Genomic DNA, 13,432 nt, shown 5'->3' with positions numbered 1-13,432 from the left:
GCGCGGCATGGCCGGCGCGCGGGCCGTGCGCGACGCAGCGCCGGTGCACGCCGCCGGCGGCGGCCAGGTCGCTGCGGCTGCAATGGCAGACGAAGGCCTTGTCCTGATCGAGCAGGCGTCGCAGCGCCGCTGCGTACAGCCCGTGGCGCTGGCTTTGCCGGACCACCGGCAGATCGCTGGCGAAGCCGAACGCTTCCAGCGCATCGAGCTGGCGCTGCGCGGCGCCGGGAACTTCGCGCGGCGGGTCGAGGTCTTCGATACGCACCAGCCATTGCCCGCCGGCGCGGCGCGCCAGCAGCCAGCTGCCGAACGCGGCCAGCAGCGAACCGGCGTGCAGGTCGCCGGTGGGCGAGGGCGCGAAGCGGCCGCGATAGGCGGGCGCCTCGCCGTCGTCGTTGCCGCCGTCGATGGAATGTTTATGTCCCGACAATGAACGAAAACCCGTGCCGCTGCGGTCGTTGCACGGATTCTCGTTGAATTAACGCGCTCTTCGCCACATTTCCACAGCGACGGCGTCGGCCGGGCCGACGTCGCGCCAGACACGGATCGTCGAACAGCCAAGGCCGCCGGCGCGCGGCCATCGCCCAAAAAGACGATAAAACCATGTTCAAACGCATAGCCCTGTTCCTCGCCACCAACCTGGCCGTCCTGGTCCTGCTCGGCATCGTCATGTCGGTGCTGCAGAACGTGTTCGGCATCCGCCTGGGCAACAACGGCGCGATCCTGGTCATGGCCGCGGTGTTCGGCTTCGGCGGCTCGCTGATCTCGCTGCTGATGTCCAAGTGGGTGGCCAAGAAATCCACCGGCGCCTACGTGATCGAGCAGCCGCGCAACGAGACCGAGCAGTGGCTGGTCAGCACGGTGCGCCGCCAGGCCGAGGCCGCCGGCATCGGCATGCCGGAAGTGGCGATCTACGACGCGCCGGAAATCAACGCCTTCGCCACCGGCGCCAACCGCAACAATTCGCTGGTCGCGGTGTCGACCGGCCTGCTCCGGGCGATGACCCGCGACGAGGCCGAGGCGGTGCTGGCGCACGAGGTCAGCCACGTCGCCAACGGCGACATGGTCACCATGGCGCTGATCCAGGGCGTGCTCAACACCTTCGTGCTGGTCGCCGCGCGCATCGTCGGCGGCTGGATCGACGCGATGATGAGCGGCAACCGCGAGGGCGGCGGCCGCGGCCTGTTCTACTTCGTCACCGTATTCGTGCTCGACATCGTGTTCGGCCTGCTGGCCAGCATGATCGCGATGGCGTTCTCGCGTTATCGCGAGTTCCGCGCCGACGCCGGCGGCGCGCGCCTGGCCGGCCGCGAGAAGATGATCGCCGCGCTCAAGCGCCTGTCGCTGACCTACGGCGAGAGCACCCTGCCGAACCAGGTTCAGGCCTTCGGCATCAGCGGCGCGGTCGGCCACGGCCTGGGCAAGCTGATGCGCAGCCACCCGCCGCTGGAGGAGCGCATCCAGGCCCTGATCGACGCCGCGCCCGAGCGCGCGAGCGGTTCGGCCGTGGTTCGCTGAGCCCACCTGCGCCGCAAACGAAAAAGCCCGCCATCCGGCGGGCTTTTTTCTTTTCCGAACGATCCTGGAGAGAAGAACGCGACGACAACAGCGACGAACCCCACCGTTCCCCAATCCCGCTCTTGCTCTATCCCGCTTCTGCCCTTCGCCTCACTGAAAGTCGTAATCCATCTCCGGCCCCGCCGCCGCCAGGAAATGCCCCTGCGCGTAGTCGATCCCGGCCGCGAACAGCAGACTCATGCTGGCCGCGTCCTGGACGAATTCGGCGATGGTCTGGCGGCCCAGTTCGCGCGCCTTCTCGGCGATCTCGCGGATGCGCTGCTGGTGGTCGGGGTGGGTGGCCAGCTCTTCGGTGTAGCCGCGGTCGATCTTGAGGAAAGCCGCGTCGAAGTGGTTGAGCAACTGGAACGAGTTGAGGCCGGCGCCGAATTGCTCCAGGCCCACGCGCACGCCGTAGTGGTAGACCCGTGACTGGAACTCCTGCGCCGCGCGCAGGTTGGTGAATACCTTCGACTCGGGCAGCTGCAGCACCAGCAGCTTGCCGTCGGCGCCGTGCTTGGCCAGTTGCTCGACGATGTGCTGCTGCAGGCTCTCGTCCTGCAAGGACGCCTGGGTGATCTTGACCAGCAAGGTGGTGCGCTTGCCCTGGCGCATGCGCTCGCCGATGACCTGGATCGCCTTGCCGACCACCCAGCGGTCGATTTCCCACAGCAGGCCGTGTTCCTCGGCGACCTGCAGGAACGACAGCGGCTGGACCAGTTCGCTGCCGTCGTCGGGGCCGGCGCTTTGCATGCGCAGGTAGGCCTCGTACATCTCGATCGGCTCGCCGTGCAGGTTGATCAGCGGCTGGTAGTTCATGACGAAGCGGTCGGCGTCGAGCGCGTCGCGGATGCGCGCCACCCAGGCGGCGATGCGCTCTTCCTCGGCGCGGTCGGCCGCGCCCGGATCGAACAGCTCGCTGCGGTTGCCGCCGATGTCGATCGCCGACTGCAGGCACTGGCTGGCCTTGCCCAGCACCGCGGTGACGCTGGCGATCTTCTCGCCGATCTGCACGCCGCCGACGCTGGCGGTGGCGCTCAGGGCGAGGTGGTCGGTCTCCAGCACGCGCTCGGAGAACGCCGCGCGCAGGCGATCGGCCAGGGCCGAGGTGTGCTGGTGGTCGCTGCGCAGGGTCAGCACCGCGAACTGATGTTCGCTGAAGCGTGCGGCGATGTCGTCCGGGCCGATCGCCTCGCGCAGGCGCTGGCCGCAGGCGGCGACCAGCTGGTCGGCCTGGTCGAGGCCGATTTCCTGCAGCAGTTGGTTGTAGTGGTCCGGCTCGAGCAGCAGCAGGCCGTGATGCGCCTGGCCCTGGGCGGCGTCGGCCACCGCGTCCTCGAGCTGGCGCAGGAAGGTGGCGCGGTTGAGCAGGCCGGTGACCTGGTCGCGCTGGCGCAGCGCTTCGACTTCGCGCGCCAGTTCCGGGTCGATCTCCTGCCGGCGCAGCACCACCTGCAGGCAGTGCTCGCTCTCGTACGTGGCGGGGGTGAACTCCATCACCGCCGGGAACGCGTTGCCGTCGAGGGTGCGGGCCTGGGTCTCGTAGCTCGGCGGCGGCGCCTCGCCCTTGCTGAGCTGCTTGAGCAACTGCTTGAAGCCGTCGACCTGGCCGGGCGCGACCAGGTCGAGCAGGGACATGCCTTCGATGTCCTCGAACGATTCGAAGCCGAACATCTCCAGATAGGCCGCGTTGGCGCGGATGTGCATGCCTTCGTGGATGTAGGCGATGGGATCGCGCGAGGAGTCGATCAGCGCGTCGCAGCGGCGCTCGGTCTCGCGCACCTGGGCCTCGAGCTTGCGCAGCGAGCGGCGCGCCTCCAGGTCGGCCCATTCGGCGCGGACCCGGTTCTGCAGGTGGCCGGTGTTGGAGCGCAGGACGATGCCGCGCGCGCCGATCTCCATGACCCCGAGCAGGGCGGTCTCGTCGACCGCTTCCATCATCACCAGCACCGGCAGGTCCTTGCCGCTGGCGTCGACCGCCTGCATCAGCTTGGCCAGCGAGACGTGGCGCGAGTTGCGCGCGGCCAGGACCAGGTCCGGCGGGTGCTGCAGGATCAGCGCGGCCAGTTCCTGCTCGCTTTCGGGGCGGGTGGGCCGCACCGCGATGCCGCTGTTGCGCAGCGCGCTGACGATGGCTTCGGCCGCCTCGACGCTGTCGTCGACGATCAGCAAGCGCAGCACCATGTCTTTGCCGAATTGCATTCACCACCTCCGTGGGCCGGTTTTATGACACGAAGCGCCGGCCTCGTCCACGCGGGGACGAGAATCTGTGACCCGTTTTAGGGTTCGAACACGCCACGGATGCGAAGCTGGCGGACTTTGCGCGAACGCAAAGCCGCAACCTGCGGCGTTCCCCATCAAACCCCAACCAGATTACAACCTTACAACGGACGCTTGCCCGGGTCGCCTGCCACTTCGCGCACCAGCTTGGGTACCAGATAGCCCGACAGGCGCGCGGCCAGGGCGCGGTGCAGCGCGAGCGCTTGCTCGTCGGCGACTTCGAAGTGGGCCGCGCCCTGCACGCGGTCGAGCTGGTGCAGGTAGTAGGGCAGCACGCCCGCGGCGTAGCTGCGTTCGCTCAGCGCGGCCAGCGCCTCGACGCTGTCGTTGACCCCGCGCAGCAGCACCGCCTGGTTGAGCAGGCTGGCGCCGGCCTCGCGCAGGCGCCGCATCGCCGCGTCCACGCCGGCGTCGAATTCGTTGGCGTGGTTGGCGTGCAGCACCACCGCCACCGGCCACGGCAGCGCCGCCAACCACTGGGTCAGGGCCGCGTCGACGCGCTCGGGCAGCACCACCGGCAGGCGGGTGTGCACGCGCAGGCGCTTGAGCTGGGGCACCGCCTTCAGGGCGTCGGTGAGCTCGGCCAGCTTCGGCGTGGCCAGCGACCAGGGGTCGCCGCCGGACAGGATCACCTCGTCGATGTCCGGGTCGGCGGCGATCGCCGCCACCGCCTCGCGCCAGCCGGCCGCGGCCGCGGTCTCTTCGGCGTAGGGGAAGTGGCGGCGGAAGCAGTAGCGGCAGTTGATCGCGCAGCTGCCGGTGGCGATCAGCAGGGCGCGGCCGCGGTACTTGCGGATCACCCCGTGGCCGGCCTTGGCCGCGCCGTCGCCGACCGCGTCCAGGCTGAAGCCCGGCATCGGGCGCATTTCCGCGTCCAGCGGCAGCACCTGGCGCAGCAGCGGGTCGGCCGGGTCGCCGCGGCGCATGCGCGCGACGAAGCCGCGCGGCACCCGCAGCGGGAACTGCGCGGCGGCTGTTTCCGACATCCCCAGTGCGTCCGGATCCAAGCCGAGCAGGCCCAGCAGCTCGCGCGGATCGCGCACCGCCTCGCGCCACAGCGCCTGCCAGCGCGGCGGCGCGGCGCCCCCCTGGGACGGGGCCGGGTGCGGGAGGGGATGCGCAGCAGGTATCATGCGGGGCTAGCCTTCAGGGTTCCGATCGCGGCGCCCGGGTTCCGGAGCGGCGTTTCGCCGCGGACGGGGCCGGCGCAGCCCGACATTCTAGCCTTCCCCGCGCCGCCCGGCGGCCGCGGGAGCCCGCCCGGTTCCGGGCGCGGCCGGGCGGGGCCGCGCGACGGCCGGAACCTCATCATCGACAAATACAACATTGGTAGGGAGTTTGAGCATGGCCACCCTTGGCATGAACGACGTGAAGAACGGTCAGAAGATCCTGGTCAACAACGATCCGTGCATCATCACCGAGACCGAGTACGTCAAGCCGGGCAAGGGCCAGGCGTTCACCCGCGTCAAGTACCGCAGCATCAAGTCCGGCCGCGTGGTCGAAATGACCATGAAGGCGACCGACAGCGTCGAGCAGGCGGACGTGGTCGATACCGACATGCAGTACCTGTATTCCGACGGCGAGTACTGGCACTTCATGAACCAGGAGTCGTTCGAGCAGGTCCAGGCCGACAAGGCCGGCATGGCCGGCGCCGACAAGTGGCTCAAGGGCGAGGAAGAGTGCGTGGTGACGCTGTGGAACGGCACCCCGATCGCGGTGCAGCCGCCGAACTTCGTCGAGCTCAAGATCGTCGAGACCGATCCGGGCGTGCGCGGCGACACCTCCGGCGGCGGCGGCAAGCCGGCGACCCTGGAAACCGGCGCGGTGGTGCGCGTGCCGCTGTTCGTGGGCCAGGACGAAGTCATCAAGGTCGACACCCGCTCGGGCGAGTACGTCAGCCGGGTGAAGTGACGCATCGGCCCGTGGCCGCCATCGGCGGCCACGGCTTTGCCGATGCGTCATCCTGGCGAACGCCAGGATCCATTTTGCTGTTGCTGTTGCTTCGGCCGCTGTAGCGCACGAGCAAGAAAAGCAACGGCAAAATGGATCCCGGCTTTCGCCGGAATGACGGTTTTGGACGTTCTGTGGCTTCGGAACGCGACGGCGGGGCTGCGCAGTTTCGGTTGGCTTTCGCCGGATTGACGCAGTTTCAAGCAAGCGCCGCTCTGCAGGGCGCGCTGCCTGTCTCCGCCCCGCGCGACAACCCGCGCCACCCCAGCGACACCCAAACGCGGCCCGCACCTGCGGCCGCGTTTTCGCAACACCCGGCCGGCCCGGCCACGGGGCGGCGTCCCCCACGCGGCCCGAACACCGGCCCACACCAGCGAGCAGCGCCGATGACCTCCGAACTCCAGCCCGTTCCCTGCGACCTGTCCATCGAAGCGGGCTGGGTGGTGCCGGTCGAGCCGCATGCGGTGGTGCTGGAGAATCACGCGGTGATCGTCAGCCGGGGCGTCATCGCCGACGTGCTGCCGATCGCCCAGGCGCGCCAGCGCTACGCCGCCGCGCAGACCGTCAGCCGCCCCGAATCGGCGCTGATCCCCGGCCTGGTCAACGCCCACACCCACAACCCGATGACCCTGCTGCGCGGCGTCGCCGACGACCTGCCGCTGATGGAGTGGCTGCAGGGCCACATCTGGCCGGTCGAAGCGGCGGTGATCGGCCCGCAGTTCGTCGAGGACGGCATTACCCTGGCGATCGCCGAGATGCTGCGCGGCGGCACCACCTGCGCCAACGAAAACTATTTCTTCCCCGACGTGCAGGCCGCGGTGTACAAGCGCCACGGCTTCCGCGCCCGGGTCGGCCTGCCGGTGATCGATTTCCCCACCGCCTGGGCCAAGACCTCCGACGAATATTTCGACCGCGCCGGCGAAGTGCACGACCTGTGGCGCGACGACGCGCTGGTCGCGACCGCGTTCGCGCCGCACGCGCCGTACACGGTCAGCGACGCGAATTTCGAGCGCATCCGCATGCTCGCCGATCAGCTGGATCTGCCGATCCATCTGCATACGCACGAGACCGCGCAAGAGGTGGCCGATTCGATCAAGCAGTACGGGCAGCGCCCCTTGGCGCGCCTGGACCGCCTGGGATTGGTCACCGACCGCCTGATCGCGGTGCACATGACCCAGCTCACCGACGCCGAGATCGAGCTGTGCGCGCAGCGCGGGGTCAGCGTGGTGCATTGCCCCGAATCCAACCTCAAGCTGGCCTCGGGCTTCTGCCCGGCCTGCAAGCTGCAACACGCCGGGGTGAACCTGGCGATCGGCACCGACGGCTGCGCCAGCAACAACGACCTGGACATGTTCGGCGAGACCCGCACCGCGGCGATCCTGGCCAAGGCGGTGGCCAACGACGCCAAGGCGCTGGACGCCTTCAGCGCGCTGCGCGCGGCGACGCTGGGCGGGGCCAAGGCGCTGGGCTTCGAGGCCAAGGTCGGCTCGATCGAAGTCGGCAAGCAGGCCGACCTGGCCTGCGTCGATCTCGGCCAGCTGGAGACCCAGCCGCTGCACCACGTGGTCTCGCAGCTGATCTACGCCACCGGCCGCCATCAGGTCAGCGACGTGTGGATCGCCGGCAAGGCCAAGCTGCGCGAGCGCGTGCTGGTGGACATGGACACCGCCGCGCTGATCGCCAACGCGCGCCAGTGGCGCGAGCGCATCGCCGCGATCGCGCGCTGAGCGCGGCCGCACGGCAGCGGCGCGCACCGCGGCGGCGATCGGCGACGATCCGCACGTCCCGCGACGCAGCGACGCAGGGCATTCACGCAGACGGCGGCGGACCTGCTTCAGACTAGGCAGGCGACACGCCAGGCACGCAACCCGTCACGCACGCAGCACACCGGCCGCCCGCATCGCGCGCGCGGCCACCGAACCGGCAGACAGGCAATGAGCAGCGCAGCAAGCACCGCATCGAACGACACCGGCGCCCCGGCCGGCGGCGACAACTTCAGCCAGGCCGAGCTCGACAAGTTCGGCGCCCTGGCCAACCGCTGGTGGGATCCGCAGGGGCCGCAGAAGCCGCTGCACGCGCTCAACCCGGTGCGGCTGGACTATGTCGCCCGGCGCGCGCCGCTGCGCGAGGCGCTGGCGCTGGACGTGGGCTGCGGCGGCGGTTTGCTCAGCGAAGCGCTGGCCGCGGCGGGCGCGCAGGTCACCGCGATCGATCTGGCGCCCGAACTGATCAAGGTCGCCAAGCTGCACCGCCTGGAAACCGGCGTCAGCGTCGATTACCGCCTGCAACCGGTGGAGTCGCTGGCCCAGGAGATGCCGGCGCGCTTCGACGTGATTACATGCATGGAAATGCTCGAGCACGTGCCCGACCCGGGCGCGATCGTGCGCGCCTGCGCCAGCCTGCTCAAGCCCGGCGGGCGCTTGTTCCTGTCGACCTTGAACCGCACTGCGGCCGCGTTCGCGCTGGCCATCGTCGGCGCCGAGTACGTCGCGCGCTTGCTGCCCAAGGGCACCCACCAGTACCGCGATTTCATCAAGCCGTCCGAGCTTGCGGCGTGGCTGCGCGAAGCCGGCCTGCAGCTGGAAGACGTCAGCGGCCTGATGTACGAGCCCTGGCGCAACGGCGCGCGCATCGTGCCGCGCGCCGACGTGAACTATCTGGCCTGCGCGCTCAAGCCTGCCGCCGCGCAGGACGCTTCGGCATGAGCGCCGCGAAGGCCGCGGCCTTTCCCAAGGCCGCGCTGTTCGACCTCGACGGCACCCTGCTCGACAGCGCCCCGGACATGCTCGCCACCGCCAACGCCATGCGCGCCGCGCGCGGGCGCGGGCCGATGCCGCTGGAGGCGCTGCGTCCGCACGTGTCCAAGGGCGCGCGGGCGATGCTCGGAGCGGCCTTCGCCGACGTCGAGACGGCCGAACGCGAGGCCTGGGTACCCGAATTCCTCGCCATCTACGAGCGCGAGCTCGGCCTGCACGGCGCGCCGTTTCCCGGCGTGGAAGCGATGCTGTCGGCGCTGGAAGCCGCGGGCACGCCGTGGGGCATCGTCACCAACAAGCCCGAATACCTGGCGCGCAAGCTGATGCCGCTGCTGGGCTGGGAAAGCCGCTGCGCGGTGCTGATCGGCGGCGACACCCTGGCCGCGCGCAAGCCCGATCCGCTGCCGCTGACCGTTGCGGCCGAACGCATCGGCGTGGCGCCCGGCGCCTGCGCCTACGTCGGCGACGACGAGCGCGACATCCTCGCCGCGCGCGCCGCCGGCATGCCGTCGGTGGTGGCGCTGTGGGGCTACCGCCTGGAACTGGACGACCCGATCGCCTGGCAAGGCGACGTGCTGGTCGACGACCCGGCCGCGCTGGCCGCGGCGGACGCATGGCCGGCGACGCGATGAATGCCGCCCCGGCCGACGCCGCCGCGCCGCAGGAGCAGGCGCTGCAGGACTTCGCCGGCAAATGGCGGGCGCGCTGGCCGGAGTGGTCGGTGGCCGAAGTGTTCGTGCCGCGCGCCCAGCGCGGCGCCGCGGTGGCCTGGGCGGCGCTGCAGCAGGAGCTCACCGACGCCGCCTGGGGCGGCAGCGACGCGCTGCCCGGCGAGGCCAAGCTCGGCTGGTGGATGGAAGAACTCAAGGGCTGGCGCGAAGGCCGCCGCCGCCACCCGCTGGGGCTGGCGCTGCAGCGCCAGGACGCGCCGTGGGCGGCGCTGGCCGCGGCCCTGCCGAGCCTGCGCGACAGCCGCGAACGCCCCGGCGACCGCGGCGAGGCCTTCGACGGCCTGCTGCCGCTGGCCCAGGCCTGCGCGGCGATCGACGCGGCCCTGTTCGACCCGGTGCCCGGGCAACTGCCCGAGGCGGCGGTGGCGGCGATCCAGTCCTCGCTGCTGGAGGCGCGGCTGGTGCTGCAGGGCGACGCCGCGGTGCCGCTGAGCGTGGTCGCCCGGGCGATGGCGCGGCCGGGCGAGGGCGCGGCGGTGGAATGGAGCCGCGAACTGCTGGCGCAGTGGCCCGAGCGCTTCGGCGCGACCGTGCCGCGGCGGCTGTGGACCGCGCTCGCCCACACCCGCCTGCAGCGAGGCGACGCGGCCCGGCCGCTGTCGCCGTGGACCGCGCTGCTGGCGGCCTGGCGCGGCGCCCGCAACTGACCGTTGCAGGCCGGAGCCGGGGCGGGGCGACCGGCCCCGGTAGAATGGCGCCGTTGCGTATCCCCCACGCGCCCCCACTTTCAGCGTCGTGAACACTCCTTTCGTACCCTCCCGCTCCAGCCTGCCCGATGTCGCCTTCGACGCCGCCGCCGCGGCGCGTCCGCTCGACTGGGTCGGCATGTCCCACATCGCCTTGCCGCTGCGCATCGCCGGCGCCGACGGCGCCGCGATCCAGGTGCCGGCCTCGGTCGACGTCGCGGTGAATCTGCGCGACGCCAACGCGCGCGGCATCCACATGTCGCGCATGTACCTGCACCTGCAGAACGCCTTCGCCAGCGAAACGGTCACTCCGGCCGGGCTGCGCCGGGTGCTGCAGAGCCTGATCGAGGGCCAGGGCGGCATTTCCAGCGCCGCGCGCCTGGTGCTGCGCTACGAGCAGTTGCTGCTGCGGCCGGCCCTGGCCAGCGCCAACGCCGGCTGGAAGCGCTATCCGGTCGAGATCGACGCGCGCCTGGTCGACGGCCACCTGCAGCTGGGCCTGCGCTTCGCGGTCGAATATTCCAGCACCTGCCCGGCGTCCGCGGCGCTGTCGCGCCAGCTCAACGCCGAGCGCTTCGCCGCCGATTTCGCCGCGGCCCATCCGCTGTCCACCGCCGTGGTCAGCGACTGGCTGGCCTCCGAACGCGGCCTGGCCGCGACCCCGCACGCCCAGCGCAGCCGCGCCGACGTGCGCGTGGAGCTGCGTCCGGCGTTCGACGAACTGCCGCTGGTGGCGCTGATCGACGCGCTGGAAACCGCGCTCGCCACCCCGGTGCAGACCGCGGTCAAGCGCGAGGACGAGCAGGCCTTCGCCCGCCTCAACGCCGAAAACCTGATGTTCTGCGAAGACGCCGCGCGCCGGGTTGCCGCGGCGCTGTCGGCCGATCCGCGGATCGAGCGTTTCGACGCCGAGGTGGCGCACTTCGAAAGCCTGCACGCGCACGACGCGGTCGCGCGGGTGACCGGGCAGGGCGCGCGCGAGTAAGGCGCGCGGTGTGACCCAAGCGATGTGACCTGGGCGGCCGCGTTCGGCCGCATCGGGGGCGCATGCGTCCATCTCGACGATGCCGGCCGCGTGCGCCGGTGCGTCGCCGCCGCATTCGCGGCTGCACCCCTCGGCACTGCGCATCGGCAACGCCGCCCTGTCGTTTTTGTCGGCAGCGCCGTCACGCTGCGCCGGTGTAGGATCGCCCCGGACCGCGATCGAGGCCGGCCGCCAACGGGGCGGCGCGCCCGCAGCCGCGCGGTCGGGCATGGAGGCGTGTGCGTCGGCACAATTTCAAGGTGGAAACCGTGATGGCACCCTGCACCGGACACCGCCCCCCTTGGGCTATGCTCGGCACAGCAGACTGGTGACCGGAAGGGGCATGGGGACACCCTGGCGTGGAAGCTGGCGCGGCTGGTTGGCCGTGCTCGCGTTGTGGGCGGTGGCGGCGATCGCGTCGGCGCAGCCCCTGGCCCTGCCCTCCGTCGCCCTCGGCGCCGCGCCGCAGGCGCAGCGCGACCCTTACGACCCCACCGGCTTCCACGCGCCGTCGCTGAGCCTGTCGCGGCTGACGCAGGGCGATCCGGTGCCGGCGCGGGTGCTGTCGGGCGAATTCGACCACCGTTTCGAGGCCGTGTCCGGCCAGCAGGTGTGGGCGCCCAAGGGCGGCCCGGCGTGGTGGCGGGTGGTGGTCAACGAAGACGTCGATGCGGCGGTCGCGCCGCAGCTGACCATCGACCGGCCCTCGCGCCGCGAGATCGAGCTGTGGCGGCCGGGCGACGAGCTGCCGCTGCGCCGCGCCATCTACGGCCCGGACATCGACCTCAACCACTCCACCCGCATGATCGTGTTCCCGCTGCCCAAGGGGCTGCGCAAGGGCGACACGCTTTACCTGCGCATGCTCGCGGCCGACCTGATGCAGTCGCGGGTCGAGATCGAGCCGCTGGCGATGGTCCAGCGCGAGGACATGATGCACGTCGGCCTGCGCAGCGTGGTGCTGACTGCGATGGGCGTGGTCGCGGTGCTGGCGTTCGGCTTCTGGATCGGCCTGCGCGAGCGCGGTTACGCCTATCTGGGCCTGACCCTGATCCTGCAGATCCTGACCCTGACCTCGGACGGCGGCGAGATGCGGGTGGTGCCGTGGCTCAACGAGATCGCCCCGGACGCGCGCACCAACATCGTGCTCAACACCGCGGCGGTGCTGGCGAGCATCCGCTTCCTGATCTTCTTCCTCGGCCTGCGCGCGACCCAGCCGCGGATCTCGCGCCTGCTGGACTGGTGCAGCTACTCGCTCGGCGGCCTGATCCTGGTCACCTTGTTCCGCACCTGGAAGTACAGCGCGCTGTTCGGCAACCTCAACCTGCTGGCGGTGGTCGCGCTGATCCTGTACGCGACCGTGGTGGCGGTGTGGCGGCGCCAGCGCGAAGCCTATTTCCTGCTGCTGGCATGGCTGCCGTTGATGGCGCTGCTGGTGGTCCTGGTCGGCGCCAACCATCAGTGGTGGCCGGAGTTCAGCTGGCTCGAATACACCTTCCCGGTCGGTCTGGCCTTCGGCGGGCTGGGCCTGCTGCTGGGCTTGACCTCCAAGCTGCAACAGCTGCGCCGCGACCGCGACACCGCCAACCGCCTGGCCACCTACGACAGCCTGACCGGGGCGATGACCCGCGCGGCGATCTCGCAGAGCCTGCGCAGCGCGGTGGAGAGCGCGCACCGTTCGCACCGGCCGCTGTCGGTGGTGTTCTTCGACATCGACCACTTCAAGCGCATCAACGACGAGCACGGCCACCGGGTCGGCGACGAGACCTTGCGCATCGTCGCCCTGCGCACGCGCAACCGGCTGCGCGCCTACGACCTGTTCGGCCGCTATGGCGGCGACGAAGTGCTGGTGGTGCTGGCCGACACCTACCTGCGCGATGCGGTGCGGGTGGCCGAACACCTGCGCGACTCGGTCAGCGGCAGCCCGCTGTCGATCGACGGCCGCCTGCTGCCGGTGAGCCTGAGCCTGGGCGTGGCCGAACTGCTGCCCAACGAGACGCCGGAGCAGTTGCTCGAACGCGCCGATGCGGCGTTGTACGCGAGCAAGTCCGCCGGCCGCGACCGGGTCACCGCGCACGGCGAGCAAACCGCGCCCGAGGTGGTCTCGTGACACCCGAAGGCGGCGCGGCGCCGGCGCAACTGCGCACCGGCGACGTGCTGCTGCTGCGCGCGCGCGGGCCGCTGGCGGCGCTGACCGCCTGGTTCGGCGAGAGCCGCTTCGATCACGTCGCCCTGGTCGGCCGCGCCGGCTATCTGATCGAAACCGGGCCGGGCGGCGTGATCGAACGTCCGCTGGCGCAGCGCCTGGCCGACCCGGCGCTGCTCGACGCGCAGGCGCGCCGGCCGCTGGTGGCGGCGCGGCCGCTGCAGGATCCCGACCGCATCGCCGTGCTCGCCCACGCGCTGTCATTGCGCCGGCCGGCGTTTTCCGGCGACCCGCTGGCCGCGCTC

General features: G+C 71.1%; 11 protein-coding genes and 1 pseudogene. 9 read left to right on the top strand and 3 right to left on the bottom strand.

Going from position 1 to position 13,432, the window contains the following annotated elements; translation table 11 throughout:
• A partial coding sequence (locus tag A7A76_RS21135; protein ID WP_241201100.1) for a glutamate--tRNA ligase family protein occupies nt 1-430 on the bottom strand: 430 nt, incomplete at its 3' end.
• Nucleotides 431-603: 173 nt separating this feature from the next.
• On the opposite strand from A7A76_RS21135, the gene htpX reads away from it, so the two are divergent.
• Complete coding sequence (gene htpX, locus A7A76_RS21130) at nt 604-1,518, top strand: protease HtpX (protein WP_206413155.1); 915 nt, start codon at nt 604-606, stop codon at nt 1,516-1,518.
• 150 nt (nt 1,519-1,668) lie between these two features.
• On the opposite strand, the gene A7A76_RS21125 is transcribed toward htpX, so the two are convergent.
• Both A7A76_RS21125 and epmB read right to left on the bottom strand, forming a co-directional pair.
• Complete coding sequence (locus A7A76_RS21125) at nt 1,669-3,759, bottom strand: EAL domain-containing response regulator (RefSeq protein ID WP_206413154.1); 2,091 nt, start codon at nt 3,757-3,759, stop codon at nt 1,669-1,671.
• Nucleotides 3,760-3,938: 179 nt separating this feature from the next.
• On the bottom strand, nt 3,939-4,970 hold the full coding sequence (epmB, locus tag A7A76_RS21120) for an EF-P beta-lysylation protein EpmB (protein WP_206413153.1): 1,032 nt from the start codon (nt 4,968-4,970) through the stop codon (nt 3,939-3,941).
• Between the two features lie 211 nt (nt 4,971-5,181).
• On the opposite strand from epmB, the gene efp reads away from it, so the two are divergent.
• The 8 genes and pseudogenes from efp to A7A76_RS21080 form a co-directional block, all read left to right on the top strand.
• On the top strand, nt 5,182-5,748 hold the full coding sequence (efp, locus tag A7A76_RS21115; protein WP_206413152.1) for an elongation factor P: 567 nt from the start codon (nt 5,182-5,184) through the stop codon (nt 5,746-5,748).
• A 425-nt stretch (nt 5,749-6,173) separates the two neighbouring features.
• Nucleotides 6,174-7,514 (top strand): TRZ/ATZ family hydrolase, encoded by a 1,341-nt coding sequence (locus tag A7A76_RS21110; protein ID WP_206413151.1) that lies wholly within the window; start codon nt 6,174-6,176, stop codon nt 7,512-7,514.
• Nucleotides 7,515-7,721: 207 nt separating this feature from the next.
• A complete protein-coding gene (gene ubiG, locus A7A76_RS21105; RefSeq protein ID WP_206413150.1) occupies nt 7,722-8,492 on the top strand; it encodes a bifunctional 2-polyprenyl-6-hydroxyphenol methylase/3-demethylubiquinol 3-O-methyltransferase UbiG in 771 nt (256 codons plus the stop codon).
• Nucleotides 8,489-9,175, top strand: a complete 687-nt coding sequence (locus A7A76_RS21100; protein WP_206413149.1) for a phosphoglycolate phosphatase — start codon at nt 8,489-8,491, stop codon at nt 9,173-9,175. Before ubiG ends, A7A76_RS21100 begins: the two co-directional genes overlap by 4 nt.
• Nucleotides 9,172-9,921 (top strand): phytoene/squalene synthase family protein, encoded by a 750-nt coding sequence (locus tag A7A76_RS21095; RefSeq protein ID WP_206413148.1) that lies wholly within the window; start codon nt 9,172-9,174, stop codon nt 9,919-9,921. Before A7A76_RS21100 ends, A7A76_RS21095 begins: the two co-directional genes overlap by 4 nt.
• Nucleotides 9,922-10,009: 88 nt before the next feature.
• Nucleotides 10,010-10,945: a GTP cyclohydrolase FolE2 gene (gene folE2 / locus A7A76_RS21090; RefSeq protein WP_206413147.1), complete on the top strand. Its 936-nt coding sequence runs from the start codon at nt 10,010-10,012 to the stop codon at nt 10,943-10,945.
• A 382-nt stretch (nt 10,946-11,327) separates the two neighbouring features.
• Nucleotides 11,328-13,091, top strand: coding sequence for a sensor domain-containing diguanylate cyclase (locus A7A76_RS21085; RefSeq protein ID WP_206413146.1), 1,764 nt, complete (start codon nt 11,328-11,330; stop codon nt 13,089-13,091).
• Nucleotides 13,088-13,432 (top strand): annotated as a pseudogene (locus tag A7A76_RS21080) (hypothetical protein); the annotation flags it as partial. The gene A7A76_RS21085 and the pseudogene A7A76_RS21080, both read left to right, overlap by 4 nt.

Origin of the sequence: Lysobacter enzymogenes, from assembly GCF_017168095.1 — a bacterium.
Lineage (GTDB): Bacteria > Pseudomonadota > Gammaproteobacteria > Xanthomonadales > Xanthomonadaceae > Lysobacter > Lysobacter enzymogenes_D.
This window is presented reverse-complemented; position numbering and strand designations above follow the sequence as displayed.

Coding starts and splice junctions, on each gene's coding strand:
- htpX (WP_206413155.1), top strand. CDS start 604: ATGTTCAAACGCATAGCCCTGTTCCTCGCCACCAACCTGGCCGTCCTG.
- A7A76_RS21125 (WP_206413154.1), bottom strand. CDS start 3,759: ATGCAATTCGGCAAAGACATGGTGCTGCGCTTGCTGATCGTCGACGAC.
- epmB (WP_206413153.1), bottom strand. CDS start 4,970: ATGATACCTGCTGCGCATCCCCTCCCGCACCCGGCCCCGTCCCAGGGG.
- efp (WP_206413152.1), top strand. CDS start 5,182: ATGGCCACCCTTGGCATGAACGACGTGAAGAACGGTCAGAAGATCCTG.
- A7A76_RS21110 (WP_206413151.1), top strand. CDS start 6,174: ATGACCTCCGAACTCCAGCCCGTTCCCTGCGACCTGTCCATCGAAGCG.
- ubiG (WP_206413150.1), top strand. CDS start 7,722: ATGAGCAGCGCAGCAAGCACCGCATCGAACGACACCGGCGCCCCGGCC.
- A7A76_RS21100 (WP_206413149.1), top strand. CDS start 8,489: ATGAGCGCCGCGAAGGCCGCGGCCTTTCCCAAGGCCGCGCTGTTCGAC.
- A7A76_RS21095 (WP_206413148.1), top strand. CDS start 9,172: ATGAATGCCGCCCCGGCCGACGCCGCCGCGCCGCAGGAGCAGGCGCTG.
- A7A76_RS21085 (WP_206413146.1), top strand. CDS start 11,328: ATGGGGACACCCTGGCGTGGAAGCTGGCGCGGCTGGTTGGCCGTGCTC.